This is a genomic window from Pseudomonas sp. PDM04 (genome assembly GCF_014851765.1).
In the GTDB taxonomy this organism is placed as follows: domain Bacteria; phylum Pseudomonadota; class Gammaproteobacteria; order Pseudomonadales; family Pseudomonadaceae; genus Aquipseudomonas.
Genome location: NZ_JACVAI010000006.1, coordinates 261,594 through 286,175 on the forward strand (window position 1 = coordinate 261,594; position 24,582 = coordinate 286,175).

Consider the following 24,582-nt stretch of genomic DNA (forward strand, 5'->3'; position numbering starts at 1 on the left):
ATGATCGAAAATCTCTACTTTTTGATCAAAACACCTGAACGATGCCTGATGATCAGTTTGCTCTCTCCTCGGACCTCATCAACGAGCTGTTGCGCGGCATGCGCCTGCGTGGCGTCGAATACCGGCGTATCCAGGCGGGTCCAACCTTCGGCTTGGGCTTCGCGGAAAAACCCGGGCATGCCTGGTTCCACTTCATGGCGGTCGGTCATGCGGTGCTGAAAATGCAGGACGGCAGCACCTACGCGCTGTCTGCCGGCAACGCCGTGTTCATCTCTCACGGCGCGGCCCATCAACTGTTTTCTGATCCGGAGGCGCCCGTTCAAGACATCGACCGACTGGACGGCGCGCCTTTAGGTGACACCGTCAGCGCGGTGGATACCGGAACCGATGCCAGCGCCACGCCGAGCACTATTTTGTTCAGTGGATGCATGGAGTTCGAACTGGGCAGTATCCATGGCCTTGGCCGGCTGATGCCGGGCCTGATGCTGATTGATGCCGGCGGCCAGCGTTACCCCGGGCTGGTGCCGATCCTGACCACCATGGAGCGCGAAGTCAGCGCCGCCCGAGTGGGTTTCGCCGGTATCCTCGCGCGGTTGGCCGACGTGGTGGCCGCCATGGTCGTTCGCGGCTGGGTGGAGTGCGCCTGCGGCAACGCTTCCGGGCTGGTCGCCGCCTTGCGCGATCCACGCTTGGCCGGTGCACTGCTTGCGCTCCATCAACAACCGGGCCGCGACTGGACTGTTGCGCAGCTGGCAGAGCACTGCAATACCTCGCGCTCGGTGTTCGCGGAGCGCTTCCAGGTGACGATTGGCATGACCCCGCTGCGCTACGTCACCGAACTGCGAATGCGGCTTGCAAGCCAGTGGCTGACCCTCGAAAGGCTGCCGATTGAAGAGGTGGCACAGCGCTTGGGCTATACATCCCAGGCCGCATTCAGTCGTGCATTCAAGCGCATTACGGGCCAGACACCGGGATTGAGTCGCAAGGTGAGGCAGCCCGTTGTGTCTTGAAACCGAGCGCAGCAGTCGATGATCCGTGCCTCTGGCTCATTTACCGCCCGTGACGTCGAGGAATGTACCGGTAACGAAGGATGCCTCCGCGCTCGCCAGCCATAGAATCGCTTGTGCCACTTCCTCAGGCTGGCCGCCGCGCCCCATGGGGATCGAATCCTTGACGCGATCGACCCGCCCTGGCTCTCCGCCACTGGCATGCATGTCGGTATAGATATGTCCGGGGCGAATACAGTTGACGCGTATCCCTTCCCGAGCCACCTCCTTGGCAAACCCAATGGTGAAAGTCTCCAACGCGCCCTTCGACGCCGCATAGTCGACATACTCATTGGGGCTGCCGAGGCGCGCCGAGGCTGATGAGACGTTGATCACCACACCGCCCGGGCCGTTGTGACGGTAAGCCATGCGCTTCACCGCCTGTTGGGCGCAGAGCATTGGCCCAAGGGCATTGACCGCAAAGATGCGCTGCATCCGCTCGTAGCCGAGCGCTTCCAGGCGAGACTGAGGCGCCAGCATTGCGGCGTTATTGACCAGTACGTCGATGCGTCCGAACGAACGGTCGATCGCAGCGAACAGATCGGCCACCTGTTGCGGGTCCGCACTGTCGGCCCGCATCGCTAACGCCCTGCGGCCCAATGCTTGCACGTCGGCCACCACGGCCAGCGCTGCGGACTCGTTGGCAACGTAGCTGATAGCGACGTCATAACCTCTTTCGGCGGCCAGCCGCGCGGTTGCTGCCCCCACTCCACGACTTCCACCCGTGATCAGAATCAGCGGTGCCTGCGAGACGTTGACCATTGAACAAAACTCCTTAGCCGTTGGCTGTATCAGCCGATGATGAGGGTGCCGCTGGCGATCACCACGCACGCCAGTATTCGGCGTGCGGTGAGCGTCTCGCCGAGGAACACATAGCCGATCAACGCCGCAAACAGCACGCTGGTTTCGCGCAATGCGGATACCGCGCCCAAAGGCGCTTCGTTCATGGCGTAGATGACCATTCCATAGGCGAGCAAAGAGACCAGCCCGCCGACCAACGCGGTCACTGTTCCGGGCCGGACGCAGAACAAGCTGCGGGCGTCACGCAGGCCGATGTAGACCAGCGGCATCAGCACGCCCCACAGGCCGCACATCCAGACCGTGTAGGCAAGCGGCGCGCCGGAGAGCCTGGCACCGATGCCGTCGACCACGCTGTAGGCGGCGATAAAGCCGCCTGTCCCCAGCGCATAGGGCAGGCTGGGAATCGACAGACTGCGCCCTCTGAAGGCCAGCGAAATAATCCCACCTGACACCAGCGCGATACCCAGTAACTCGCCAGGCGTGATGTGTTCTCCGGCAAACACGGCGGCACCCAAGGTGATCAGCACCGGCGACGATCCGCGTGAAATCGGATAGACCTGCCCCAGGTCGCCGACGCGGTAACTGCGCACCAGAAACAGGTTGTAGCCCACATGCAGCAGTGCCGAAAGCACCGCGTAGCCCCAGCTTTCAATCGCTGGGGGCGCCATGAAGGCTGCGGCAACGACACTGGTGATGGCGATGGCAATGCACATCACCGTCATGGACCACAGCCGGTCGGCACCGCTGCGCAGCAGCGCGTTCCAGCTGGCATGCAGGAGCGCGGCAAAAAGCACGAGGAAGATAAGATGAATAGGCATGCGTCACTTTAGGCAAGCCGGCGCCGGGACTAAAGCGAAGTCTCCTCATCGCAGCATGAGCGGATACTCATGGCTCACTGTTCTATGCGTTGCACTTTCAGCGCCTCACCGGCTAACCATTGGCGAAAACTGGCGATGTGCGGTTGCGATTCGATGCCCTTGGGGCAGACGAAGTAGTAAGCCAATGGCGATGGAAGCGGCACATCAAACAGGCGCACCAAACGGCCATCGCTGATTTCGTTCTCGACATGACCGCTGCGCACCAGAGCAACGCCCTGGCCGAGCAAGGCTGCCTCCACCGTCATGTTGGTATCGCCAAATCTGACGCTTTCCTTGAGCGGCAAATAGGCCAGCCCAACGGCCTGAAACCACACTTCCCACTTTGGCACCATTTCGGCACCATCGCGCGTCAACAGCGGGAAATGCAACAATTCTGCGGGGCTCTGCGGCGTCCCGACGCGCCGCAGCAGTTCGGGGCTGGCCACCGGAAATACCTGTTCCCCAAACAAGAACTCCGAATGCAGACCTGGGTAATTGCCCTTGCCGAGCCTGATCGCAACATCAGCCTGGCCTTGAGAGAAGTGGATGATTTTATCCGTAGTGTCCAGCGAGACCAGCAGCTCGGGGTGCTGGCGAGAAAGACGCGGCAAGCGTGGCAGCAGCCATTTGAGCGCGAAGGAATAGGTGGTGCTGACGCTGAGTCGAACCCTGCCCTTTTGCTCGCGCAGGTCACCCAAGGTCGCCTCCAGGCTGATGAAAAACTCCCGCACGATAGGCGCCAGCGTTGCCCCCGCTGCCGTAAGGCGCAACGCCTTGCCACGCTCGAACAACTGCACGCCCCAAAGCGCCTCAAGATGCTTGAGCTGGTGACTGACCGCGCTTTGAGTAACATGCAGCTCCTGTGCCGCGGCTGTAAACGTCGGATGGCGGGTCGCAACTTCAAAAGCGCGCAAGGTCGCGGTGGGCGGGAGGTCTCTCATAGGGACGGTATCCAGCGAGTTATCGGAAAAGTGCATGCATGAACGCTAGCTCATGCAGCAGCTTAACTCACCGTAAATGTCGATGCCCTGACGGGGCAGTGCCTGAATTGAAACTTCTGGAGCCGTTAATACCCGAACAGCGACTTGCTCTCCAGGTATTCTTCAAACCCCGACTCTCCCCACTCACGCCCATTACCCGACTGCTTATAGCCGCCAAACGGTGCAGCCTGGTCGGCGCGGGCACCATTGAGATGGACCATGCCGGTGCGCAGTTGCCGCGCGACCCTGCAGCTGCGTTCGAGGCTTGTCGAGGTGACGTAGCCTGACAAGCCGTAAGGGCTGTCGTTCGCGATGGCTATCGCCTCGGCTTCGCTGTCGTACGGCATGATCGCAAGGACCGGGCCGAAGATTTCTTCCCGTGCCACCAGCATGTCCGGGGTCACGTCGGCAAATACCGTAGGTTGCACGTAGTAGCCCCGCTCGATCCCTTGTGGTCGCCCCAGGCCTCCGGCAATCAGTCGGGACCCTTCGGCAATGGCCTGGGCGATCATGGCCTGTACCCGTTCGAATTGCAGGGCATTCGCCACGGGACCGATGGCGGAGCTCGGGTTACTGTCGTCGAAGCACACCTGCGCCAGCACTTCCCGGGCGATATCAATCACCGCCTGTTGTTGCACACGCGGTACCAGCAGGCGCGTGGGCGCATTGCACGACTGGCCGCTGTTACGGATGCACGCCAGTACCCCGTGGCGCACCGCGCCAGGCAGGTCGGCATCGTCGAGCAGGATATTCGCCGATTTGCCACCCAGTTCCTGGGACACACGCTTGACTGTATCGGCCGCCGCCTTGGCCACTGCGATGCCAGCGCGGGTCGAACCGGTAAACGACACCATGTCCACCTCGGCATGGCTGGCCAGTGCCGCGCCAACCCCAGGCCCATTACCGTTGACCAGGTTGAACACCCCCTTCGGCACCTCGGCCTCATGCAGAATTTGCGCGACGATATACGCCGACAACGGCGCGCACTCACTTGGCTTGAGTACGACGGTGCAGCCCACCGACAACGCGGGTGCGAGCTTGCAGGTGAGTTGATTGAGTGGCCAGTTCCACGGAGTGATCAGGGCGCACACGCCGATGGGCTCACGCAACACCAGCGTCTGGCCCAGGCGTCGTTCGAAGCGATACTCGCGCAGCACCTCCAGCGCCTGCGCCAGATGGCCCAGGCCTGCCGGGACATGAGCGCTTCGGGCCAGAGACAGCGGCGCCCCCATCTCCAGATGAACCGCCTCGGCCAATGCCTCGCTGTGGCGTTTGTAGGCTTCGATGATGCGCTGCAGCAAGTCGATACGTGCCTCGAGCGAACTGGCGGCGAACGACGCAAAAGCCTGCCTGGCCGCGCAGAGCGCACGGTCTACATCGCGAGCATCGCCCAGGATGATGCGCGCAACCCCCTGTTCGGTAGACGGATTTACCACTGTCTCGACGGTTTCGCCGTGAGGTTTGACCCAGGCACCGTCAATGTAGAACTCAAACAAATCGTACATACCCACGACTCCCTTCAGACAACCTGATTCAAGGCGCCCGCCAAGGTGTCGAACACCTGGGCGATCTCCTGCTGGCTGATCACCAACGGCGGTGAAATCACGATGGTGTCGCCCGAACCGCGCACCAGAACGCCGTGCTCAAAGCACCATTGCGCAACTTCACTGCCACGGGCGCCGGCGGCACCGGGGCGCGGCTCGAGTTCGACCGCGCAGAGCAAACCGATGGTGCGTACGTCCAGCACCGGACTCACACCCTGCAGCGCCAGTGCGGCCGTCTGCCAGGGACCGCTGACCGCGTTGACATGTTGATTGATGCCCAGTTCGCGATGCACCTCGATGGTCGCCAAGCCGGCCGCACACGCCAGCGGATGCGCCGAGTAGGTATAGCCATGCATCAGCTCGATGACGTTCGCGGGCCCGGCCATGAACGCTTCGTACACTGCACCGCTGACCAGCACGCCGCCCATGGGCACGGCGCCGTTGGTCAGGCCTTTGGCGGTGGTGATCAGGTCTGGCGTAACGCCGAACGCCTGGGCGGCGAAGCTGGCGCCAACGCGGCCAAAACCGGTGATCACTTCGTCGAAAATCAGCAACACGCCGTGCCGGGTGCAGATCTCGCGCAAGCGTTGCAGGTAACCCTGGGGCGGCGGGTACACCCCGCCGGAGCCAGTCACCGGCTCCACGATCACTGCGGCCACAGTGCTCGGATCCTGAATGTCCAACAGTTGGGTCAGCGCGTCGGCATAACGTTCGCCTTGCTGCGGTTGCCCTGCGCTGAAACGCATACCCGCGTCGTAGGGTAGCGGCAGGTGCGATACCTCGCCCAACAACGGACCGAAGTCACGCTTCTGCCGACCGATACCGGATACCGACAGCCCACCGAAACCCATGCCGTGGTAGCCCTTGGCCCGCCCGATGAACTTGGTACGGCGACTGTCACCGCGGGCCTGGTGATACGCCCGGGCAATCTTCAACGCGGTGTCGACGGCCTCGGAACCTGAGTTGGTGAAGAACACCTGCTCCATGCCGACAGGGCTGATGTCGATCAGGCGTTCGGCCATCTCCAGAGCGTGGGGGTGGCTCATCTTGAATGACGAGACAAAGTCCAGGCGCCCCGCCGCTTCGCGAATGGCCTCGACGATTTTCGGCTGGCCATGCCCGGCATTCACGCACCACAGTCCCGCCATTGCATCGAGTACACGACGCCCATCGGTGGTGGTGTAGTACATGCCGTCAGCACTGGCGAACATCATCGGTTGTTGCTGGAACTGGCGCATTGGCGTGAACGGTGCCCAGAACGCGCCGCACTCGGAACCTGTCGGGTTGGAAATATCGTTCATAGCGACTCCTGCAAAGCTGTTCTTGGATGGCCGGTCAGCGTCGGGCGCTGCAACGGGCCTGCGTTAACGTTGACGCTGCGGTCCACATACAACATGCCGCGCTCGATGCGGCAGCTGACACGGTCACAAAACGCCATCTCGACAAACTGCCAGGTCATGCATAGCACCCCCTCTTCGGTCCAGCGCGCCTGCGCCACCACCGAGGTGAGTTCCGGCTGGTATTGGTGATGCAAATAGTGGCCGGTCATGCTGGTCTGGCTTTCAATGCCGTTGGCCAGCCCGGCGCGAATGCAGTGTGTGCCGCGGGGGTCGGTGAGGTAGAAGTCGCAATGGTCCGTACCAAGCACCAAACGTATTTCGCTGACTTGATCTTCGTTGGCCTCCACCACAAACGTGCCGCTGAACTCGGCACGACGCGGCGAGGTCGAGGCCCCCGCAAGGGACGGCCGCCGCTGGTTTGCCAACAGCGCCGCCAACTCGGCATCCGCCGCGCCGTCGGCGGGCACACCCAGCGCCGGCAACAAATGCTCCCAGAGCAGGTTGTGCAAACGCCGCTCGCCCAAGGGCAGTCCGGCGGTAAACGCAATCACCGCGTTATGGCGTGGCAAGACGATGCACTGCTGGCCAAATACCCCGGAGGCGTAGTAGCCACCGTGCAGGGTCATCCACCATTGGTAGCCGTAGCCTTCGCGGCGCGTGATACCTGAGTCACTCGAGTCGCGGCCCTGGTAACGCTTGCCGTCGAAGGCACCCATCCATACGTCATCGACATGGCCGCGGGTGGCTTCGGCCACCCATTCCCGGGAAAGCAACTGCTGCCCTTCCCAGTTGCCTTGTTGCAGGTGCAGCACACCAAACTTGAGCAAGTCCTCGGTGCTGCAACTCAGGCCATTGCCGCCCGTGTTGAAGCCGCCAGGTGCAAGGTCCCACTCGATGGCTCCCATGGCCATGGGTTGGAAGATACGGGCATTGCACAACTCATGGGCCGTCTGACCGCTGACCACGCTGACAATCGCCGAGAGCATGAAACTCGAGGCGCTGCTGTAGATAAACTGCTGCCCTGGTGGATCTTCAACCGGTTCATCGAGGAACAGCTTGACCCAGCTTTCACTGCGCCCACGCCAGGCCCCGCCGGAAATGCCCTGACGATGACCGGTGCGCATGGTCAGTAAATCGCGCACGGTCATGGCCGCCAGGTTTTCGCTGACAACGGCCGGGCAATCTGCGGTGAAAAAGTCCACCACCTTGGCGTCCAGCGACAGCACGCCGTCATCCACCAACAGCCCGATGGCCATGGACACCCAGCTTTTGGTGACCGAGTGCTGAACATGCAACCGTTCGGCACGATAAGGCGCCCAAAACGCTTCGGCCACCACCGCACCGTCGCGGTACAGCATGAAACTGTGCAACTCCAGGCCCGCAGCGTTCACCGCAACAATGAAATCACTCACGCCACGCGCCGATACGCGTTGTTGGCTGGGCAGCGCCCGCCGCAACGGCAAACTCGTCATCTGATCTATCCCCTCAATTGCACTGCCTTGGCGCACAACAGGCTGGCCCTGTTGCACGCCGTTACTGCTACCAGAGCGCCACGGTGTAACCCAGGATCACTCGGTTTTCGTTGGTGTCACGGGTGAAGTTGCTGGTGGCGCTGGCGTTCTGCCAACGCAGAGACACATCCTTGAACGTGCCGCTTTGCACCACGTAGCCGAGGCTGAAATCACGCTCCCACTCGCGCCCTTCGCCCTTGAATCCGATGACCTCGGCGTTGTCGCCCTTGGCGTAACGAGTCGAGAACAGTAGGCCCGGCAGGCCCAGCGAGGCGAAGTCATAGTCGTAGCGGGCATGCCACACGCGCTCGCCGGTCTGGGAGAAGTTGGCCAGTTGGTACTCGGTGAACAGGTAGGTGTTGGTGCCGTCCACGTAGGTGAACGGCGTCGAGCCGTACTGTTCCTGGTAACCGCCGCTGAGGTTGTGACCATAAAGGCTGTAGCCGATACGGGTACTCAACGCACGGTTATCCACTTTGCCGGCCAGGGCCGCAGCGTCTTCACTGGCGTTGAAGTAACGGATGTCGGTCTTGAACGTACCGGGGCCCCACTTGAAGCTGTTTTTCAAACCCAGGTAGTGCTGTTGGTAGAGGCTTTCCAGTTGCGCGTACTGATAGGTGACGACCGTGGTTGGCGTGAGCTTGTACTCACCGCCGGCGTAGCGGAACTCATCACTTTTGGCGCTGCTTTTGTAGGCACCGTACTGGCTGGTAAGGCCCATGTCCTCGTAGTGGGTCGAGTCACGCTGCTTGACCTGGTCCAGTTGACCCAAGGTCAGGGTCAGTTTGTCGATGTCCCTGGAGGTGAGCGCTGTGCCACTGAAACTCTGCGGGAACAGACGACTGAGGTTTGGTTGCAGGGTGGGCAGGTCCGGCACCATGTAGCCCACACGCAGCTCGCTTTGGCCCATGCGCGCCTTACCGGTGATGCCGAGTTTGGAGTAATTGTCATGGGCACGGCGTGCATAGCTGGGAGAGCCTGGCTCGGCCACGCTCGAGCGCGCCAGCAGCCCGGTGCCAGAGTTGTCCGGGCTCGAGTCGAGCTTCAGGCCCAGCATGCCGACCGCGTCCAGACCAAAACCCAGCGTGCCGTCGGTAAAGCCCGATTGGAGATTGAGAATGAACCCCTGCGCCCACTCGGCGCGCTTGTTCTGTCCGCTGGACTCGCGGTAGTCGCGGTTGAAGTAATAGTTCTTCAATTCAAGCGAGGCTTTGCTGTCGGCGACAAAGTCAGCCTGGGCAAACAAGGGCATGAATCCGACGCCCATGACGCTGGCACGGGTGAAAACGTTGTTGATGCGGTTACTCATGTGTAGGTTCCTGGCAGACAGGTTGAGTGGGGTTGTTTTTGTTTTCTTCGGCCATGGCTTCGCCCGCTTCGCCGATCACCGATTGACGAAGGTCTGGATTGCAAGACATGGCCTGGGGGTGCAGCAGTACCTAGATCACACTGGCACGGAGGCGGTAACTGCCATCCGCGCGTTTCTCCAAGGGGCTGGCCGCTGCGAGCAGCCGGCGGGTATAGGGATGCTGCGGGGCGTCGAAAATCGTGTCGCGCGGTCCCATTTCAACCACTTCGCCCTGGTTCATCACCGCCACGCGATGAGCGATGCGCTCCACGGCCGACAGGTCGTGGGAGATGAACAGGCAGGCGAAGCCGTACTGGCCTTGCAAACGCTCGAACAACTCGAGAATCTGCTTTTGAATGGTCATGTCCAACGCCGAAATCGGCTCGTCGGCAATCACCAGCTTGGGCCGCCTGACCAGTGCCCGGGCAATCGCCACGCGCTGGCGCTGGCCCCCGGAGAGTTGATGGGCAAAGCGCTCACGGAACTGCTCGGACAAGCCGACGTCAGCCAGGGTCTCGGTGACCCGCTGGCGTTTTTGTGCGGCCGTCAACCCCGGCTCATGGCGTAGTGGCTCGGCAATGATCTGGCCGACGGTCATGCGCGGATCGAGGGAAGAGTACGGGTCCTGGAAAATCATCTGGCATTGCAGGCGGTGCGCGCGGTTGGCGGCCTTGAGGATATCCACGCCCTGGAACAGGATGGCCCCGGCACAGGGCGTGACCAGTCCGACCACTGCACGCCCAAGGGTGGTTTTGCCCGAACCGCTGCCACCGACCAAGGCCAGGGTCTCGCCCGGTGCGATGCTCAGGTTCACCGAATGCACGACGCGCTTGGGTACGCTGCGCCCCCAGAAACTGCGCGGCCCCGGGTGTTCGATGCACACCTCCCGGACCTGCAACAAGGCGTTGTCGGCGGCCGGCAATGGCACCAGCTCGCCGCGCCGTGGCAGCGCTTCAAGCAACTGCCGGGTGTAGTCGGCCTTCGGTGCGAACAGAATGTCTTCGATACGGCCCTGCTCCACCGCCTTGCCTGCACGCATCACCACCACCTTGTGGGCATAACGCGCCACCAGCGACAGGTCGTGGCTGATGAACAAGATCGCCGTACCCTGCTCGCGCGTCAGCTCCAGCATCAACTCGATCACGTCCAGTTGTGCCAGGCAATCGAGCGCCGTGGTTGGCTCGTCAGCGATCAGCAGCGCCGGGCGCAGCAACATCACCGAGGCCAGCATGATGCGTTGGCGCATGCCGCCGGAGAACTGATGCGGGTAGGACCCCAGGCATTTCTCGGCATCCTTGATACCGATGCGTTGCAGCATGGCGCTGCAGCGCTCGCGAATCGTCGCCGCATCCAGCGTGGTATGCAGTGCGAGCGCTTCGCTCATCTGCCGGCCAATGGTCAGCGCAGGGTTGAGCGAGACCATTGGTTCCTGGAACACCATGCCGATCCGCGCACCGCGCACTTCACGCATCGCCTTGGCATTGCTGCTGTCCAGCGGTTCACCCTGGAAGGTGATGCGTCCACCACACACCTGCATCGGTGCCGGCAGCAAGCCAATGGCAGCGCGTGCGGCCATGGTCTTGCCGCTGCCCGATTCGCCAACCAGCGCGACGATCTCGCCAGGGGCCATGGTGAAGCTGAAATCATCGACGGCCAGCGGACCGTCCGCACCGACGCGAATCTGTAGATTTTCAACAGCCAGTAATGGCACTGGAACGCTCATGTTCATTTCCTCATGCGCGGGTCGAGACGATCACGCAAGGCATCGCCGAACAGATTGATGGCCAGCAACGTCAGGCTGATAAAAATACCCGGGAAGATCCCCAGCCACGGCGCCGACGAGATGTAGGTGCGGCTCGCCGAGAGCATGCTGCCCCAGGTCGCAGCTGGCGGCGGAACGCCCAGGCCAAGGAAGCTCAGTGCACTCTCCGAGAGCAGCGCCCAGCCGAACATGCTGGTGCCCAGCACACACAGCGGCGCCAGACAGTTGGGGGTGATATGGCGAAACATGGTGTACAGCTCAGAGTTGCCGATCACCCGAGACGCTTCGATGAACTCCAGCTCACGCAACGACAGCACACTGCCGCGCACCACCCGTACGACGGACGGGGTATAGGCAATGCCCAGGGCAAGCACGATGCCGTACTGGCTGGCACCGACGATTGCCATGATGCCCAGGGCCATGAGAATGCCCGGAAACGCCAGCAGAGCATCGTTGAGCATCATCAGCACGCGGTCGGTCCAGCCGCGCAGGTAACCGGCGAGCATACCGATTACCGTGCCGCAGATAACCGCCACGCTCACCGAGAGCAGGCTGATCCACAGGCTGGTGCGTGCACCAATGATCAATCGACTGAACACGTCACGGCCGAATTCGTCGGTGCCCAGCCAGTGCAGAGCATTTGGCGCTTGCAGGCGCGACAACAGGTCGAGCTTGAGCGGGTCATAAGGTGTCCACACCACGCCGAGCAACGCCAGCAATACCAGTGCCGCAAGCAAGCTGCCGCCGATCAACGCATTCAACGGCGGGTAACGCCAGGCACGTCGAGGCTGGGTATCCAGCCCTATCGGCACGGCAGTAGTCTTGAGGTTCATAGCTTCACCCTTGGATCGAACAGCGGATACAACAGATCCACCAACAGGTTGACCAACACGTAGATGCAGGTGACCAGCAGCAGGCAACCCTGTAGCACCGGGTAGTCACGGGAAAAGATCGCATCGACCATCAAACGGCCAATACCGGGCAAGGTGAACACGGTTTCCAGCACCGCAATGCCACCGAGCAAATTGCCGAGAATCAGGCCAATCAAGGTCCAGGTGGGAGCAAAGGCGTTGCGCAGCGCGTGTTTCCACAGCACCGCCCCCTCCGACAATCCCTTGGCCCGTGCATGGGCGATGTACTCCAGGCGCAGCACTTCGATGGTGCTGGCCCGCGCCATCCGCGCTATGGCGCCGAACTCCACCAGGGTCAGGGTGATGATCGGCAGCGCCACATAGGTCACCGCTTTCATCGGGTCGCTGGCAAAGCCGACGTAACCGATCACCGGCAACCAGCCGAGCTGAATGCCAAATACGTAGAGCAACAACAAGCCCAGCCAGAAACTCGGCACCGACAGCAGCAACGTCGCCGTGGCCACCAGGCCCAGGTCCAACGCACTGTTCTGCTTCCAGGCCGCGAGCAAACCCACCGGCACCGCGAGCAGGGTTGCCAGTAACACCGCGACAAGCACTACGGTGGCGCTGACGCTGAAGCGTTCGATCAACAACGCCAATACCGGCTGACGGCTGCTGATGGACATCCCGAGATCGCCACTGAGGACCGACTTGATCCAGATCAGGTACTGGGTCAGCACCGAGTGGTCCAACCCCAGACTGCTGCGCATGTCGGCAAGGCTTTGCGGGTCGGCCATGTCACCCAGCATCAGCAACGCCGGGTCACCGGGGATCAGGCGAATCAAGGCAAATACAATCACCGAGATCAATAGCAGGGTCGGCACCGCCATGCCGAGCCTGTGCACTATGAATCGAAACATAACGGTACGCCTTACTTGGAAATGTCGGCCAGCTTCACGCCCCATAGGCGCGGTTTGGCAACGGGCCAGGAGCGATAGCCTTCAATGCGTTTACCCATGGCGCCGATGGCGGTACCGTTGTAGATGACTACCATCGGTACATCCTGGAGCATCAAGGTGTGCAGCTTGTCGAACAGCGGCCGGCGCTTGGCGGGGTCAACCTCACGCTGGACCTCGCGCAATATCGCCAGGGCTTCGGGGTTGTCCCAGACCTTGCGTGGCTCTTTGCGTTTATCGCCGATCACTGATTCGTAGCTCTGCGCCGCATCGAAACGCCCCGAATAAGAGAACGACATCATCTGGTAGCTGCCGGTCTGGTAGCGTTCCAGCTGCGTGCCCCACTCCAGGGTTTCCATTTCGATGTTCAGTCCCGCCGCCTGAGTCATGGCCTGGCTGAGCAAACCCATGTCGAACATCTGCGGGTAGCGCTTGTTGACCAGCATGCGGATTTTTTCGCCGCCGTAACCGGCCTCTTTCAACAGGCGCCGGGCCTCGTCGAGGTTGTAGGTGTAACCCTGATGCGCGATGTCGTCGTAGTACGGGCTGGCGGTGGGAATGACCGAGTTGTTGACCACCGACAAGCCATCGGACAGGGCCGCCACCATCTGTGCGTAATCCAGGGATAGCGCCACTGCGCGACGGATGCGCACGTCCTTGAGTAACGGGTCACGGGTCTGGAACAGCAAGCCACTGATGGTCATGATCGGGCTGACCTGGATCTGCAGATTCTTGACCTGCTTGAGTTGTGCGGCGTCCATCGCCGTCACGTCCGGCAGCAGGTCGACGCCACCCGAGAGCAGCGCGGCCTTGGCCGAGGCCGAATCGGGGATCACCTCGAAACGTACCTTGTCGACAAACGCCTGCTTGTTACCGGTGTACCCGTCCGCCTCGGCCTCGGCGCGCGGGGTGTATGCCTTGAAGCGATCCAGCTCGACGTACTGGCCCTTCTGCCATTTGCCCAGGGTGAACGGCCCCGTGCCAATCGGTGCACGCCAACTGCCATCGGCGGCCACGGAGTCCGGGTGCAGGATGCCGCTGCCGGCACAATCAGGGCGAGCCATCGCGGCGAGGAACAAGCCGTTGGCCTGGTCCAGGGTGAACACCACGGTTTTCGGGTCAGGGGTGGCGACGTCGACAATCCTGGCGGCGCCACGACCGTCGAACTCCGCCAGACACCTCCACTGAGTCTTGGGGTCCAGGTAGCGCTGCCAGGTCCATTGCACCTCCTTGGCCGTCAACAGCTGGCCATTCTGGAAGTGCACGCCGTCTCGCAGGCTGAAGGTGTAGCGCAGGCCATCCGGCGAGACAGCGACTGCACTGGCCAGCATCGGCGCGATGCTGGTGTCTTCGCGATACGCCACCAGCCCTTCGACGATATGCATCATCACCGCATCGGTATTGTCGTCACGGTTGACGCCCGGGTCGGTGCTGCGGATATCGCCATTGAGACCAACGCTGATGACCTTGTCTTGCGCGATGGCCATGGAAAAGGTGCACGCCGACATCGCGACGGCCAGTGCCGTCTTTACGTAACTGTTCACGGGAGAAAGACTCCTTGAAGAAATTTTCCGGTCAGTGGCGAGGGCCAAGGCAGGACCGGCATCAGAATGAGTGAATCCTTGGTTATTGTTGTACGGCCTGTTCTGAGTGCATCGACCAGCGGTGTATCAGCCGAGGCTGCGCTTGTGGCGCAACACCCTGGCGAAAAAATCCTGGGCAGCCGGCATGGCTTTGATGCCCTGGTGCGCAACGTTGGGCAACAGATCGAAGTGGACCTTCACGCCGGCCGCTTCGAAGCTGGCCTTCAAGCTGGCCAGGCGCTCCGGGCGCGTGCGCCCGGCAGCATTGGCACCGGCCATGTAGTGTTTGCCGCCTTCGCGGTGGGTGATTTCCCAGGTTTCGAGGTCTGAATCGCCGACCACCATGTGCACCGGCAGTTGCTGCAAGGCTTGCAGGTTCAACGGCTTGCCAAAGCGCGTCGCGAAGTCCCGCACGCCGACCCACCAGTCCTGCTCGGCATCCAGCAGCGTCACCGAGCCCGGCGCACCGATGGACGCCGCCCAGAGTTTCTCGGGATGCAGGTAGCAGAATCGGTGGGTGAATTGTCCGCCGCCGGAATAGCCGAACAGCGCAAAGGTATCGAAGCGGCGACCATAGCGCTTGCCGACGCTGGCGATCATGTCGAGCAACACTTGGTCGTACCGGATATCACCCTCGACCATCTGCTTGTAGCCATCGCCGTTGTTGTCACCGAGCACGCCGACCGGGAACAGTGGCGACAGGATCACACAATCGTTCCAGCGGCCAAACTCTGCGAAGCCATTGCGATAAATCTCCATCGCACGGGTCGAGCCGTGCAGCGACACCACCAGGTCCACGGGCCGGGAGCTGTCTTCGATGGTTTCGGGCACATAGAGAGTGTAGGCAAAACGGCTGTCCTTGTGGTGCGAGTACACCGTGGTAGCGCCGAGGTGATACACGTTTCTGGCCGCACGCAAGGCCACGTCGATGGGGTTGGTATCTGGATTGCTCATGTGGAAAGTTCGCCGAGTCAGTTCGGACTTGAGTATTGGTCGAGCGCTATAAAAAGAAAATCTAATTAAACTTTATCCCGAGCAAACAAAACCTTTACGATCACGCCTTACCCATGGCTGCGAGCCCACCCATGAGCAACATTCGTTTTTTCAAGACGTTTATCGCCGTCGCCGAGTACGGCAGCTTTGCCGCCGCTGCCGACCGCGTGGCACTGACCAATGCCGCCGTCGGCCAACAAATGCGCGCACTCGAAGAGGAAATGCGCCGGCCGCTGTTCGACCGCAGCCAGCGGCAGATCAAGCTGAGCCGCGATGGTGTGTTACTGCTGCCCAAAGCCAAGCGTCTGCTGGCGGACTACGAGCAAATGATCGCCGAAGCCCCTGACGGCGAGGCCATGGAGGGCGAAGTGTCGATCGGCGGCATCACCTCTGGCATGGGCCTGCTCGCCAATTGCCTGGTGCAACTGAAAAAACTGCACCCCAGGATATCGGTCAACCTGATGACCGCCCGATCCGACGAAGTGGTCAACCTGGTACAGGCCGCCAAACTGGATGCCGCACTGCTGATCGAGACTGCGCGGCAAAACTTCAGTGGCTTGAGCTGGACCCTGCTCTATAACGAACCGATCGTGATGCTCGCCAATGCCGCACAGACCGCTGGCATCAACGATGCGGTGGAGTTGCTGAGAACGCAGCCGTTTATTCGCTACGACAGGTCAACGGCAGTGGGTCGCAAGGTGCAGTCGATCATCAAGAGTGAATCGGTCGAACCACTGGAGATCCTGGAACTGAATTCGATCATCGGAATCGCCGACCTGGTGCGCCAGCAAGTCGGGGTGGCCATTGTGCCGCTGCTGAAGAATTTCGACTGGCACAAAGACCCAAGCCTGCGGGTACTGCCATTGCCGGGCGACCTGGCAGTGCGCCGGGTGGGAATATTGGAACAAGGCACCAAAAGTGCAATTACAGGGGAAATTCGCAAGTTGCTGATGTCGGCTGTTGCAAAGTAATCCCTCCCTCAGCGCAGTTGATGAGTGCCTGGCTCAGACTTTGACGGGCCGGCCCAGCGACGGCGCCAGCCTGGATATCGCCGTCAGCCCGACCATTGCCCTGCGTTGGCCAATTCCTCGGTTGCCTGATGTTGGCCAGCAACCCCGAATACAGGCGTACCCGACTTGGCGCTCACGTGGTGCCCTCCTCACTTGATCCGATAATGGAACGTATTGCGCACGGCCGGCACCGCAACGGCTTGGCCGTCGACGATTCGCGGTTGGTAACGGAAGGTGTTGGCGGCGGCCAGCGACGGCCGAATGAACAGCGGATGGCAACCCTCGAGCACGCTTGGGTTTTCGACTTTGCCTTGTGGGTTGACGGTGTATTCCACCGTGCAATCACCCTCGATGTTTTTGTCCAGCGCCCGCTGCGGATAGTCCGGTGCCTGCTTGCTCAGGGGCAGGTACTGACGGCTGTCGGCAGCCGTCTGGGCGGCCAGTTGGCGCGCGCGTTCGTCGGCCAACCGGGCCTGTTCGGCGCGTTGTGCTTGCTGGGCTTGTTGCTGGGCAAGTTGTTGCTGCTCGGCCTCACGGTTGAGCCGTTGCGTCTCCAGTCGCTCGCGTTGTTGCTCGGCTTGCTGCTCGCGTTTTTTTTCTTCGACCCGTTTGCGCGCCAAGGCGGCCTGTTCGAGCTTCTTTTGGACCTGGAGCTGAGGGTCGACAGCCGGTTTGACCGGCTCGACGGGGGCGGCAGCAACGGGCTCGGGAGGTGCTGGTGGCGTTGATGCCGGTACCGGCTCAGGAGCCTGCGGCTGAGCAGCGGGTGGCAGCATCACCAACTGGGTTCGCAACACCGTTGGTTGCGTGGCCGGCGTTGTTTGCGGCGACCAGCCGTGTACCAACAAGGCCAGGACGATGACATGCAGCGCCACGGCCAGGCCCGCCGCGAGACTGTTCTGCCAGAACCCGCTGCGAACACTGCGCTGCAACGTCAGGGTCGGAGTCTGCATGATCATCGCCGTCATTGCGGGGCCTCGGTCACCAGCCCGAGGTTGCTGACCCCGCCCTGCTGCAACGCCGCCATCGCCGCGACCACGCGGCCATAACCGGCGTCCTTGTCGGCGCGGATGAAGACCTGCGTATCATGCCGCTCGGTCACGATCTGCGTGACCTTCGCTCGCATGTCGTCGAGCGTCACCGCGCTGTCAGTCTGGTGCCGGGTATCGAGTTCACCGCCCAGGTTCCAGTAGTAACCGCCCTCGGCCTTCACCGATAGGGTCAGTATCTGTTGGCGCGTGTCCGTGGCCAGGGCTTCACTGGCCACCTTGGGCAGCTCGATCTTTACACCCTGAGTCAGCATCGGTGCGGTGACCATGAAAATCACCAGCAGCACCAACATTACGTCGATGTACGGCACCACGTTCATTTCGGCCTTGGGCCCGTGCTTGCGTTGCGGTCTGACCAGCATCTCGATTCTCCTCTCAGGCTGCAGCGGCCAGGTTCAACGGCTTGCCGTGCAAGGTGCGATGCAGACGCATTTGAAGCTCATTGCCGAAGGCGTAGTAACGGGTCAGCAAGGTCTGGCTGCGCGAGGAAAAGCGGTTGTAGGCAATCACCGCCGGAATCGCCGCAAACAGGCCGATGGCCGTGGCGATCAGCGCTTCGGCGATGCCTGGCGCCACGGTCGACAGCGTGGCCTGCTGCACCTGAGACAGGCCGATAAACGAATTCATGATCCCCCAGACGGTGCCGAACAGGCCGATGTAAGGGCTCACCGAACCGACGGTCGCGAGGAACTGCAAGCCTTTCTCCAGCTGCACTTCCTGCTCGCTGATGGCGACGTACAACGCCCGCTCCACACCTTCGAGCACCACGTCGGCGGCACTGCCGGTGTGCGGGTGCAGATGGTTGAACGCGTGGAGCCCGGCGTGAAAGATCGGCTCGATGCCCTTCTCGCTGTCAGCCGTTTCCCGGTACAGCGGCAGCAAGTCCGAGGCGCCGCGGAAGCGCTGCACAAACGAGTTCATCTGCCGTTCACGTTGTCGCAGCACGCAACTGCGCTGGATGATCAGGAACCAACTGAGCAACGAAGCCAGCAACAGGGTCAGCATGACCGCCTTGACCAACAGACTGGCGTCGCTGATCAGTCCCCAGATCGTCATGTGTTCGAGCGTGGCCTGCATGGTGAAACTCCTTGTCTGATGCTCGCGGACCGCCGATGAGCGACGACCGTTGAGCTATTCGATGGAAATCCGATGACGCGTTGATGACAGGCCCGGTCAAGGCAACTTCAGGGCCTGGGTGACTTCGGCCCAGGGCACAAATTTGAAGTTCTGTGTCTGTTCGGGCATACGCTTGCGGCCGTCCTGCACCACCAGCAGGCCTTGGCTCCAGGGGCCGCCGAGGTTCACCGAGGTGACTTCCAGGCCGTCGGTTTCCGATGCGCCATCGATGCCGAGCCCGGCGTTCAGACCGACGCGAAAGGCGCCGCGCGAAGCAAACGGTGGCTCGGCGTCCAGCACCAGGTAGCTGTCGTTGCCTTGGCTGGAGATCACCAGGTAGTCGTGCCCCGCACTTTGATAGAGCGCCAGCCCTTCCACATCCGCCTGCAGTTGCGGCCCGACCTTGATCACGCTGCTCAATGTCGCCGGTTGATCGGCGCGGGCATCCACCGCCCAGACGCCGACATCCTCTTCACCGAGAAACAGTCGTTGGCGCTGGTCATCGGCCACGCACCCTTCGGGTTGGCTATCGACCTTGAACTGGCGCACCAACTCACCGTGCACCGTGCCGTTCGGCGCGCTCAGGCGGTATTGCAGGAAGGTGCCGTCCTTATCGTTGGCAATGGCGTAGAGCTCGCCACTGGCTGGCTGAAACAGGCAGATGCCGTAAATGTCCTTGAGCGGCGTGGCGATCTCGCCGGCTTCGCGCAGCTCGCCGCTACGGCGGTCGATGCTGAACAGGCTGAGACTGTTGTGATCGCGATTGCTCGCCACGGCGAGGTCCACTGTCTGCTGGCCGAGTTTGAAATTCGGTCGCACGTCGACGTTGTTCAGACGGCCGACCGGCAAGTCCTGCAGCAACTTGCCTTGCAGGTCGTACGCCAGCAGCCCCTGCTTTTTATTGGTGCCCAACACGCGGCTCAGCGACGGTTGCTGCGGGTGAATCCAGATCGCCGGATCGTCCGCCGCATCGCCCTGACGTCCGACCGGATCACTTTGGCTCAGCGCCTTTACGTTCGGCAGCACGGAGGGCACCGGCACCGGCATGGGCTGCCAGTCGAGTTCGCCTTGATACAGTCGGCCGTCGTCATCGTCGCGCAGGAGTATCTGCAGGCCTTTATCGGTTGGGCGCAGGGCGAGGTTTTCCGGTTCCTTCAAGCCTGGCAGCGCCAGGGTTGCCCGAGCGGACCAACGTTCCTCCTGCTGCTGATAGAGGTGCAAGTGCGCGGCTTTCGGGTCGAGCGCGACGATGCCACCTGGCACCAACGCCATGGCGCCGGCGGTATTTTCGATCTCGCCGAACGGTTCACGCATGGCCACTGGACTGCGCGTGACATCGGCTTCCGGGTGCGCCGGGTAGGCCCACCAACCGACGTTCTCCTCGTTGACCACCAACTGATTGGCGCCATCGTCGACCTGACAATCCGTGGCCGAAGGCGGCAGCGGCAGACCGCGCACACGTTGCGGCTGCGCGCTGAGCGTCGCGCCATCGCCCACCAGCCATTGCTCGCCCTTGCCCTCCTCGCCCACCAGAAACAGGAACAGGTTGCTCGCTTCGTCGCGGTACAGGCACAGGCCGTTGACCGGGTAACCCCGCGTCGGCAGGTACACCGGTTGACCCCACGTGCGCTGGCGCGGATCGAGGCTGACGAGCAGCGCTTGCTGGCGACGGCTGTCGAGGCTCGCGACCCATACCCGTTGGCCGGCGGCGCGGCTGTCCACGGCATTGAACGAGCCCTTCAAGCGCGCCAGCTCCTTGCCTTGCGCATCCAGCAGAAGTAAACCATCACGCTCGCTCGCGGCGAGGCGCTCGCCGTCGGGGCTGGCGGGCAGAAACGCCACGGCATCGACCGACAGGTTCGGGGCCCAGGGCTTGAGAGTCAGGGCCGGTGCGGCCGCCAACACCTGGCCGGCGGCCAGGCAAATCAGTGCAGCCAGCGTGTGGCGCGTGGGTAGAAACGAAATACTCATGAACAGGCAAAGTCCTTGTCGTGGGGCAGCGGCATCGGGGCTTAGAAGTGGGTGAAGGTCAGGCCGACTTTGTAGGTCGGGCCGTATTCTTCGTACTGGCCGTTGTAGGCGCGGTGGCCGGTGTAGACGAAATACGGCTCATCGGTGAGGTTCTGCGCCTCGAAACTGACCTGCAGGTTCTTGGTCAGCGAGTAGCGCGCGCTGAAGTCGACAAAGGTCTGGGCGTCGACGTGCAGGTCGTGGGCCTTGTCGTTGATCGAGGCCAGCTCATAGAGGTAATCCGATTTGTAGTTGGCCGACAGGCGCAGGCTCAGCTTGTCGTCTTCCCAACCGAGCATCAGGTTGCCGACCGTGTCGGACTGATTGGGCAAATCGATGCCGCGTTTGCGGTGGGTGCCACTGGCGGCGTCGAAGCCTTTGATCTCGGCATCCGAGCGGCTGAACGTCGTGTTGGCGCCGATCAGCAGGCCGTTCCAGGGCGCGGGCAGCCAGTCGAATTTCTGCGAGTAGGCCAGTTCCAGACCATACAGCTTGGCGCTGTCGCCGTTGGCGAACGAGTGGGCCTCGGTGAAATCGACCCAGGCACCGGTGCCGGCGAGGTCGGTGTTGTAGACGAAGTTCTTGATGTCCTTGTAGAACACGAACGCCGAGACGGTGCCGGCGCGGCCCATGTAGTGTTCGATACCGAGGTCGAGGTTGCTCGATTCCAGCGGCTTGAGCTCCGGGTTGCCGAAGGTCGCCTCGTCATCGTCGATGACAAAACCCGGCGCCAGTTGACCGAAGGTCGGGCGCACCACGGACTTGGTCCAGGCCGCGCGAACCTGAGTGTTCCTGTCCAGTTGATAGCGCGCATGCAGCCCCGGCAACCAGTGATGATAACGGCGCTTGGTCTCGGTGGACTGGAATTCGCCATCGGTCACGCCGGTGCCCTTGGCTTCGAATTCGGTGCCCTCATAGCGCAGGCCGGCGATGAACCGCCAGTCGTCGATGTCGAGGGTGTTCATCAGGTAGCCGGCGTTGATGTCCTCGCTGATCTTGAAGTCGTTGACCCGCGATTCGGTCTCGTCATAGAAGTCCGCCTTGTTCAGGCCGCCGATCAACTGCTTGACCGCACTGCCACTGATACCCGGCCCGAACTGGCCGAGGCGGTAGTCGACCGTGCCCTTCTTGAACTGCGTCAGATTGAGTTGCTCATCGCTGAAACCCAGGTTGTCGAAGTCTTCATAGACCCAGGCGTCGAGGTCGTTGTCCTTGTTGCGCCGGCTGACCTTGCCGCCGAACTTGACCTGGGACGCATAGCCGTTGAAGTCGTAGTCGCGAGCGAGGTCCAGGCGCAGGTTTTTCTCGGTGTCGGTGGTTTTCTGTTGTTCCCAGTCGACTTTGTCGAGGCTGAAGTTGCTCGGGTCGTAGAACGCCTGGCCAATGATCGGCCTTGGCTTGTCGTTGTCGTAGAAACCGCTGTCGGCAAAGTCATCGATGCCGGCGAATTCGGCATTGGCGATGTGGCCCGGGCTGTCCTCGCTGGAACGGCTGTAACCGGCCTGGCCGCTGAGGGTCCAGAGGCCGAACATGCGCTCGCCGCCAAAAACGTAAGACTGGATTTCCTGGGTCTCTTCGCGCTGCTTGAGTTTGCGCGAACCTTCGGCGTCACCCAATTCGCCTGCGGCCAGCGGGTCGGCGAATTCGAGGCTGGTCGAGTTGCGTGTTTCGCTGTCCTTGTAACGGCTGTAGAGGGTGCGCAGGTAATAGCTGCTGAAGTCATCGGGCTTGTAATCGAAGTTCAGGCCCCCGCCGGCGCGTTCGCGGCTGATGTCGTAGTCGCGTTGCTCGAACTCCTCGAGTCTGGCGCCCTGCTCAAAATCCCACGCACCACCAGTTTCGACGTTGTCCGAACCGAAGTCGCGCTTCTGCCAGCTCAGTGCGGCGGCGACACCGAAGTTGTCGATGCCATCGCCGAGGCTGAAACGGTCACTGACCGCGCCGGAAAACTTCGGGCTGGTCTGGTGGGTGTTCTTGTCATAGCTGGCTTCGCTGCTGCCGGTGTAAAACAGGCCGGCATGATCGAAGGCCGAGAGGCTTTTCACATCCACGGTGCCGCCCAGCGAGTTGGCGTCCATGTCCGGGGTCAGGGTCTTGATCACCGACAACGACTGCACCAGTTCCGAAGGCAACACGTCGAGGGCCACGGCGCGGCGTTCGCTTTCCGGCGATGGCACCAGCGTGCCGTTGATGGTCACGCTGTTGAGGTCCGGCCCCAGGCCACGCACGCTGACAAACCGCCCTTCGCCCTGATCACGCTCGACGCTGATCCCCGGCAATCGCTGCACCGCCTCGGCGACGTTTTCGTCCGGCAGTTGCGCCACGCCGTCGGCATGCACCACGCTCTTGATGCTGTCGGCGTTGCGCTGTTCCTTCAGCGCCTGGTCGATACTCGCTGCCTGCCCGACCACTTCGACGTGTTCAGTGTCGGGGGTGGTTTGGGCGGCGCTCAAGCGCTCGCTGGCCATCGCCATGGCCAAAGCGGTGAGCGTGAAGCTGACGAGCCCGGCAGTGCGGCTGCGCTGGTACATGGTGGTCCTCCCCAAGAGTCCGATAACGCCAGGCAAGTGGCCCGGCAACTGGGAGGGCACGCTAGGGTCGGGGGATGACAGTCCTGTGACATCGATTGGCGGGACGCGCTTCAAACCGGGGTTTTGCCGCGATTGCGACGCAAACTGAGCTGATTTGACCTGTCGTCAACGCGCCCTGCAGGCGCTGGCTTGCCAGCGAAGGCGTCCCGGCACCCGCGCAACGCTGAAGACTGATCGCCAGCAAGCCCGCTCATACGCAGTTGCGCCAGAAAATCCGCATAACCGGGTGAGCTGATTCGACCTCACAGCCCCGTCACCCCACTGTCACAAACATCTGCTGTGCTGACGCGCATGACCTCTTTGCCAAAGGACCACGGCCATGTTTTCAGTGCTCAAACCCCATCGTTGGAAACTCACCTTGCTGCTGTTGGCGGCGAACATGGGTTTGCTGCTGCACCTGGCGTGCGGTGAGCTGAAAAGTGTCAGCGAATGGGTCTGGCTGGACATCGCCGGTGAAGGCGGTTCCGCGTTGCTCGCGCTGGTCTGGCTGGGGCTGGTACTCAAGAGTCGCCCGGCCGGGCGCGTCACCCATTACCTGGTGCTGGGCTTGACCTGCATCTTTTTCTCGTGGTGGATCGACAGCCTCGACGAGTTCATCCGTCTGCCCGACAGCATCACCTGGGACCACTGGCTGGAGTCCGGGCCGATGCCGGTAGGCATGATTCTGCTGACCCTGGGCATCTATCACTGGCACCGTGAACAACTGGCGATCAGCGTGCAAATGGAGAAACGCGAAAAGCTTTTTCGCGAACATCGGTTGTTCGACAAACTCACGCCTTTGGGCGGCGCCGATTACCTCAAGCGCCAGTTGATCGGCAGCCTTGAGGACAGTCGAGCTCAAGCGCAACCCTTGTCATTGCTGGCGCTGGACGTCGATAACTTCGCAGCGATCAATCAGGCCTTCGGGCATGCCGAGGGCGATGCCGTGTTGCAGGCGCTCAGTCATTTGCTGCTGCTCAATCTGCGCCGGCAAGACCTGCTTTGCCGACTGGCCGGCGACCGCTTCGTGGTGTTGCTGCCCAATACCGGTGAGAGCCAGGCACGCCTGTTGGCGCTGGAACTGCAACAGGCCGTTCAGGGCCTGGCCCACAAAAGCCGGCAACACGGCGAACGCATTCACCTGTCGGCCAGCACTGCGGTGGTCATGGCCATGGAGGAGGCGCCGGATGCCCTGCTCAAACGCCTCAACCTGGCACTGGCCCGGGCCAAACAGCCCTTGGCCAAAACTGCCTGA

20 protein-coding genes are annotated in these 24,582 nt (G+C 61.9%); 3 read left to right on the plus strand and 17 right to left on the minus strand.

The window, feature by feature from the left end:
• Positions 1-41 precede the first annotated feature (41 nt).
• Positions 42-1,010 (plus strand): AraC family transcriptional regulator, encoded by a 969-nt coding sequence (locus IB249_RS23230; RefSeq protein WP_192308077.1) that lies wholly within the window; start codon positions 42-44, stop codon positions 1,008-1,010.
• Positions 1,011-1,046: 36 nt separating this feature from the next.
• Here IB249_RS23230 and IB249_RS23235 read toward each other — a convergent pair whose 3' ends face one another.
• From IB249_RS23235 to IB249_RS23290, 12 genes are all read right to left on the minus strand, one after another.
• A complete protein-coding gene (locus tag IB249_RS23235) occupies positions 1,047-1,808 on the minus strand; it encodes an SDR family oxidoreductase (RefSeq protein ID WP_192308078.1) in 762 nt (253 codons plus the stop codon).
• 29 nt (positions 1,809-1,837) lie between these two features.
• Positions 1,838-2,665: a DMT family transporter gene (locus tag IB249_RS23240; protein ID WP_192308079.1), complete on the minus strand. Its 828-nt coding sequence runs from the start codon at positions 2,663-2,665 to the stop codon at positions 1,838-1,840.
• Positions 2,666-2,739: 74 nt separating this feature from the next.
• Positions 2,740-3,645 carry a transcriptional regulator GcvA gene (gene gcvA / locus IB249_RS23245; protein WP_192308311.1) on the minus strand — a complete coding sequence of 302 codons (906 nt, stop codon included), beginning with the start codon at positions 3,643-3,645 and terminating at the stop codon, positions 2,740-2,742.
• 125 nt (positions 3,646-3,770) lie between these two features.
• The gene (locus IB249_RS23250) at positions 3,771-5,189 is read right to left on the minus strand and encodes an aldehyde dehydrogenase family protein (protein ID WP_192308080.1); all 1,419 of its coding nucleotides are present in this window, start codon (positions 5,187-5,189) and stop codon (positions 3,771-3,773) included.
• 14 nt (positions 5,190-5,203) lie between these two features.
• Positions 5,204-6,529, minus strand: a complete 1,326-nt coding sequence (locus tag IB249_RS23255; protein ID WP_192308081.1) for an aminotransferase class III-fold pyridoxal phosphate-dependent enzyme — start codon at positions 6,527-6,529, stop codon at positions 5,204-5,206.
• A complete protein-coding gene (locus IB249_RS23260) occupies positions 6,526-8,040 on the minus strand; it encodes a serine hydrolase domain-containing protein (protein WP_192308082.1) in 1,515 nt (504 codons plus the stop codon). Before IB249_RS23260 ends, IB249_RS23255 begins: the two co-directional genes overlap by 4 nt.
• A 67-nt stretch (positions 8,041-8,107) precedes the next feature.
• Positions 8,108-9,388, minus strand: a complete 1,281-nt coding sequence (locus IB249_RS23265; RefSeq protein WP_192308083.1) for an OprD family porin — start codon at positions 9,386-9,388, stop codon at positions 8,108-8,110.
• A gap of 130 nt (positions 9,389-9,518) precedes the next feature.
• Complete coding sequence (locus IB249_RS23270) at positions 9,519-11,150, minus strand: ABC transporter ATP-binding protein (RefSeq protein WP_192308084.1); 1,632 nt, start codon at positions 11,148-11,150, stop codon at positions 9,519-9,521.
• Positions 11,151-11,152: 2 nt separating this feature from the next.
• Positions 11,153-12,022, minus strand: coding sequence for an ABC transporter permease (locus tag IB249_RS23275; protein ID WP_192308085.1), 870 nt, complete (start codon positions 12,020-12,022; stop codon positions 11,153-11,155).
• The gene (locus IB249_RS23280; protein ID WP_192308086.1) at positions 12,019-12,960 is read right to left on the minus strand and encodes an ABC transporter permease; all 942 of its coding nucleotides are present in this window, start codon (positions 12,958-12,960) and stop codon (positions 12,019-12,021) included. Before IB249_RS23280 ends, IB249_RS23275 begins: the two co-directional genes overlap by 4 nt.
• 11 nt (positions 12,961-12,971) lie before the next feature.
• Complete coding sequence (locus tag IB249_RS23285; protein ID WP_192308087.1) at positions 12,972-14,540, minus strand: ABC transporter substrate-binding protein; 1,569 nt, start codon at positions 14,538-14,540, stop codon at positions 12,972-12,974.
• Positions 14,541-14,666: 126 nt separating this feature from the next.
• Positions 14,667-15,533, minus strand: coding sequence for an alpha/beta hydrolase (locus IB249_RS23290; protein WP_192308088.1), 867 nt, complete (start codon positions 15,531-15,533; stop codon positions 14,667-14,669).
• Positions 15,534-15,664: 131 nt separating this feature from the next.
• On the opposite strand from IB249_RS23290, the gene IB249_RS23295 reads away from it, so the two are divergent.
• Positions 15,665-16,543 carry a LysR family transcriptional regulator gene (locus IB249_RS23295; RefSeq protein ID WP_192308089.1) on the plus strand — a complete coding sequence of 293 codons (879 nt, stop codon included), beginning with the start codon at positions 15,665-15,667 and terminating at the stop codon, positions 16,541-16,543.
• A 188-nt stretch (positions 16,544-16,731) separates the two neighbouring features.
• On the opposite strand, the gene IB249_RS23300 is transcribed toward IB249_RS23295, so the two are convergent.
• The 5 genes from IB249_RS23300 to IB249_RS23320 form a co-directional block, all read right to left on the minus strand.
• Positions 16,732-17,550 (minus strand): TonB family protein, encoded by an 819-nt coding sequence (locus IB249_RS23300; protein WP_192308090.1) that lies wholly within the window; start codon positions 17,548-17,550, stop codon positions 16,732-16,734.
• On the minus strand, positions 17,547-17,993 hold the full coding sequence (gene tolR, locus IB249_RS23305) for a protein TolR (RefSeq protein WP_192308091.1): 447 nt from the start codon (positions 17,991-17,993) through the stop codon (positions 17,547-17,549). The genes IB249_RS23300 and tolR overlap by 4 nt, the downstream gene beginning before the upstream one ends.
• Before the next feature lie 13 nt (positions 17,994-18,006).
• A complete protein-coding gene (gene tolQ, locus IB249_RS23310) occupies positions 18,007-18,708 on the minus strand; it encodes a protein TolQ (protein ID WP_192308092.1) in 702 nt (233 codons plus the stop codon).
• A gap of 96 nt (positions 18,709-18,804) precedes the next feature.
• Positions 18,805-20,718, minus strand: coding sequence for a phytase (locus IB249_RS23315; protein WP_192308093.1), 1,914 nt, complete (start codon positions 20,716-20,718; stop codon positions 18,805-18,807).
• A gap of 41 nt (positions 20,719-20,759) precedes the next feature.
• Positions 20,760-23,288, minus strand: coding sequence for a TonB-dependent receptor (locus IB249_RS23320; RefSeq protein WP_192308094.1), 2,529 nt, complete (start codon positions 23,286-23,288; stop codon positions 20,760-20,762).
• Positions 23,289-23,667: 379 nt separating this feature from the next.
• On the opposite strand from IB249_RS23320, the gene IB249_RS23325 reads away from it, so the two are divergent.
• Positions 23,668-24,582: a GGDEF domain-containing protein gene (locus tag IB249_RS23325; RefSeq protein ID WP_192308095.1), complete on the plus strand. Its 915-nt coding sequence runs from the start codon at positions 23,668-23,670 to the stop codon at positions 24,580-24,582.

What these genes read in the sequence shown, in the direction of transcription:
- IB249_RS23290 (WP_192308088.1), bottom strand. Translation starts at nt 15,533, where the DNA reads ATGAGCAATCCAGATACCAACCCCATCGACGTGGCCTTGCGTGCGGCC.
- IB249_RS23295 (WP_192308089.1), top strand. Translation starts at nt 15,665, where the DNA reads ATGAGCAACATTCGTTTTTTCAAGACGTTTATCGCCGTCGCCGAGTAC.
- IB249_RS23265 (WP_192308083.1), bottom strand. Translation starts at nt 9,388, where the DNA reads ATGAGTAACCGCATCAACAACGTTTTCACCCGTGCCAGCGTCATGGGC.
- IB249_RS23230 (WP_192308077.1), top strand. Translation starts at nt 42, where the DNA reads ATGCCTGATGATCAGTTTGCTCTCTCCTCGGACCTCATCAACGAGCTG.
- IB249_RS23320 (WP_192308094.1), bottom strand. Translation starts at nt 23,288, where the DNA reads ATGTACCAGCGCAGCCGCACTGCCGGGCTCGTCAGCTTCACGCTCACC.
- gcvA (WP_192308311.1), bottom strand. Translation starts at nt 3,645, where the DNA reads ATGAGAGACCTCCCGCCCACCGCGACCTTGCGCGCTTTTGAAGTTGCG.
- IB249_RS23315 (WP_192308093.1), bottom strand. Translation starts at nt 20,718, where the DNA reads ATGAGTATTTCGTTTCTACCCACGCGCCACACGCTGGCTGCACTGATT.
- IB249_RS23275 (WP_192308085.1), bottom strand. Translation starts at nt 12,022, where the DNA reads ATGAACCTCAAGACTACTGCCGTGCCGATAGGGCTGGATACCCAGCCT.
- tolQ (WP_192308092.1), bottom strand. Translation starts at nt 18,708, where the DNA reads ATGCAGGCCACGCTCGAACACATGACGATCTGGGGACTGATCAGCGAC.
- IB249_RS23255 (WP_192308081.1), bottom strand. Translation starts at nt 6,529, where the DNA reads ATGAACGATATTTCCAACCCGACAGGTTCCGAGTGCGGCGCGTTCTGG.
- IB249_RS23325 (WP_192308095.1), top strand. Translation starts at nt 23,668, where the DNA reads ATGTTTTCAGTGCTCAAACCCCATCGTTGGAAACTCACCTTGCTGCTG.
- IB249_RS23280 (WP_192308086.1), bottom strand. Translation starts at nt 12,960, where the DNA reads ATGTTTCGATTCATAGTGCACAGGCTCGGCATGGCGGTGCCGACCCTG.
- IB249_RS23300 (WP_192308090.1), bottom strand. Translation starts at nt 17,550, where the DNA reads ATGACGGCGATGATCATGCAGACTCCGACCCTGACGTTGCAGCGCAGT.
- IB249_RS23250 (WP_192308080.1), bottom strand. Translation starts at nt 5,189, where the DNA reads ATGTACGATTTGTTTGAGTTCTACATTGACGGTGCCTGGGTCAAACCT.
- IB249_RS23235 (WP_192308078.1), bottom strand. Translation starts at nt 1,808, where the DNA reads ATGGTCAACGTCTCGCAGGCACCGCTGATTCTGATCACGGGTGGAAGT.
- IB249_RS23260 (WP_192308082.1), bottom strand. Translation starts at nt 8,040, where the DNA reads ATGACGAGTTTGCCGTTGCGGCGGGCGCTGCCCAGCCAACAACGCGTA.
- tolR (WP_192308091.1), bottom strand. Translation starts at nt 17,993, where the DNA reads ATGCTGGTCAGACCGCAACGCAAGCACGGGCCCAAGGCCGAAATGAAC.
- IB249_RS23240 (WP_192308079.1), bottom strand. Translation starts at nt 2,665, where the DNA reads ATGCCTATTCATCTTATCTTCCTCGTGCTTTTTGCCGCGCTCCTGCAT.
- IB249_RS23270 (WP_192308084.1), bottom strand. Translation starts at nt 11,150, where the DNA reads ATGAGCGTTCCAGTGCCATTACTGGCTGTTGAAAATCTACAGATTCGC.